The 1,901-nt window shown below is 71.4% G+C and carries 3 protein-coding genes and 1 pseudogene; all 4 read left to right on the top strand.

From position 1 onward, the window contains the following. Positions 1 to 101 precede the first annotated feature (101 nt). Positions 102 to 284, top strand: coding sequence for a hypothetical protein (locus G6027_RS15770; protein WP_182637989.1), 183 nt, complete (start codon positions 102 to 104; stop codon positions 282 to 284). Continuing rightward, on the top strand, positions 281 to 1,129 hold the full coding sequence (locus G6027_RS15765) for an MBL fold metallo-hydrolase (protein WP_182637988.1): 849 nt from the start codon (positions 281 to 283) through the stop codon (positions 1,127 to 1,129). The genes G6027_RS15770 and G6027_RS15765 overlap by 4 nt, the downstream gene beginning before the upstream one ends. 71 nt (positions 1,130 to 1,200) lie before the next feature. Further along, positions 1,201 to 1,653 carry a hypothetical protein gene (locus G6027_RS15760; protein WP_182637987.1) on the top strand — a complete coding sequence of 151 codons (453 nt, stop codon included), beginning with the start codon at positions 1,201 to 1,203 and terminating at the stop codon, positions 1,651 to 1,653. Next, a pseudogene (locus G6027_RS15755) lies at positions 1,650 to 1,901 on the top strand (hypothetical protein); the annotation flags it as partial. The gene G6027_RS15760 and the pseudogene G6027_RS15755, both read left to right, overlap by 4 nt.

Genomic DNA, 1,901 nt, shown 5'->3' with positions numbered 1-1,901 from the left:
GCTGGGTCGGGGCGCTGGGTCGGGGCGCGGCGACAGAGCGCGGTGGCGTGGTGGGGGTCACGACGGGTGCACCCGCGGGACCGCACGGGGACAATGGGGGCATGTCGACATTCCGCCTCCGCACCCCGGACCGCACCATCGATCTGGGCACGTTCGACAACGCCCAGGAGGCGCTCGAGCACGCCGTGACGCTGCAGCCCGACGCCCGTCCGGTCAACGGCGACCTCCAGGTGTTGGTCGGGGACGAATGGCACGAGGTGGCCACTGAGGGTGACATCTCGTGACCTCCGCCGGCTCGGGATCGGTCACCCAGTGCGCCACCTGTGGGGTCGAGCGCGCCGAGCCGTTGCCGCAGGTGTGCGCGATCTGCGCGGACGAACGCCAGTACGTCCCCGCTGACGGCCAGCGATGGACCAGCCCCGAGGAGTCAGACGCCCGGGGCGCGAGCATCGAGTTCATTGAACGCGAGACAGACGTGCTCAACCTGGTCCACCGGGACTGTCCCGGGATCGGGCAGAAGCCCGCGCTCATCCGCACCGATCACGGGAACGTGATGATCGAGGCGCCGAACCACATCAGCGAGGAGGCCGTCGCGGCAGTGCGGGGATGGGGCGGCATCTCGGCCATCATCGCCTCCCACCCCCACATGTACGGCGTCCAGTCGCTGTGGTCCGCCGCGTTCGACGGCGCCCCGGTCTACGTCTCCGCCCCGGACGAGCAGTGGCTCGGACTGCGGCCCCGCAACACCGTGGTGTGGGGCGGCGGCCACCGGGGCGAGGAGATCGAGATCGTGCCCGGGGTCCGAGCGTCACAACCCGGCGGACACTTCCCCGGCAGCGCGGTGGTCCACTGGACCGCGCGCGACGGCCGGGGGGTGTTGTTCACGGGCGACACCATCGGCACGGTCGCCGATCCACGCTGGGTCTCGTTCATGCGCTCGTTCCCCAACTGGATGCCGCTATCCGGGGCGGTGGTCCGGCGCATCGCCGAGCACGTCTCCCGCTACGAATTCGACCGGATCTACACCAACTTCGGTGGCTGCGTCCCCCGTGACGCCGGCGCAGCCGTGCAGCGCTCGGCCGAGCGCTACGCCAGGTGGGTTGACGGCGAGTACGACCACCTGACCTGACCGGCAGGTCGACGGCTCGGACCACGACACGATCAGCGATGTGCGTCGGTGCCCGCGACTAGCATCTCATCGTGGAGTTTCACCCGGAGGGCCTGATCCTCAGCCTCGCGGTGCTCGCCCCGTCTCTCCTGTTGGCGCGTTTCCCACCGCGGGATCCTCTTCCGCGATCGTCGGTGCCCGGTCCGGTGCGCTGGGTCGAGCGCGCCGGCCAGGCTCTGTGCCTGGTGGTTCCGGCGGTGGGGGCCTCGGGCACGGTCGTCTGGTGGTGGGGCGTCCCCGCGATCTCCGCGCTGGTCGCCTACTACGCCCTGTGGGCGCGGTATCTGGCGACGGGTCGCCGCGCCGAGTCCCTGTACTGGTGGCGACGGCTTCCCGCGCCGATGGCGATCCTGCCGGTGGTGGTGTTCCTCGCCGGCGCGGGCTTATTGAGTAGTCCGTGGATCGCGGCGGCTGCGGTCGTACTCGCCGTGGGCCATCTCCCGGTGTCCCTGAGTGCCGCGCGGGCTGTGCGGGAGGCCGCGTGAGCAACACGGGGGTGCAGTTGTGGTGGCTGCCGGTCGGCGCCGGCGGGCACGTGGCGATTCACACGAGCCGCTGGTGGGAGTCGTACCACGCGCGTCGCGAACACCGCCCCGGGCGGCCGCTGTTCCACGCCGCGCTGGAGGTGTTCACCCGGCACGGCCGTCATGTCATCGAGATGGCGCCGGCCTGGGGGCCGCTCAGCGGATCGAGCGGGGTCGTGGCGACCGGTCCGGTCGGCCTGCCCTGGCTG

Origin of the sequence: Dietzia sp. SLG310A2-38A2, from assembly GCF_014145095.1 — a bacterium.
In the GTDB taxonomy this organism is placed as follows: domain Bacteria; phylum Actinomycetota; class Actinomycetes; order Mycobacteriales; family Mycobacteriaceae; genus Dietzia.
The sequence above is the reverse complement of the archived record's forward strand: the minus strand, read 5'-3'. Positions and strand labels throughout refer to the sequence as shown.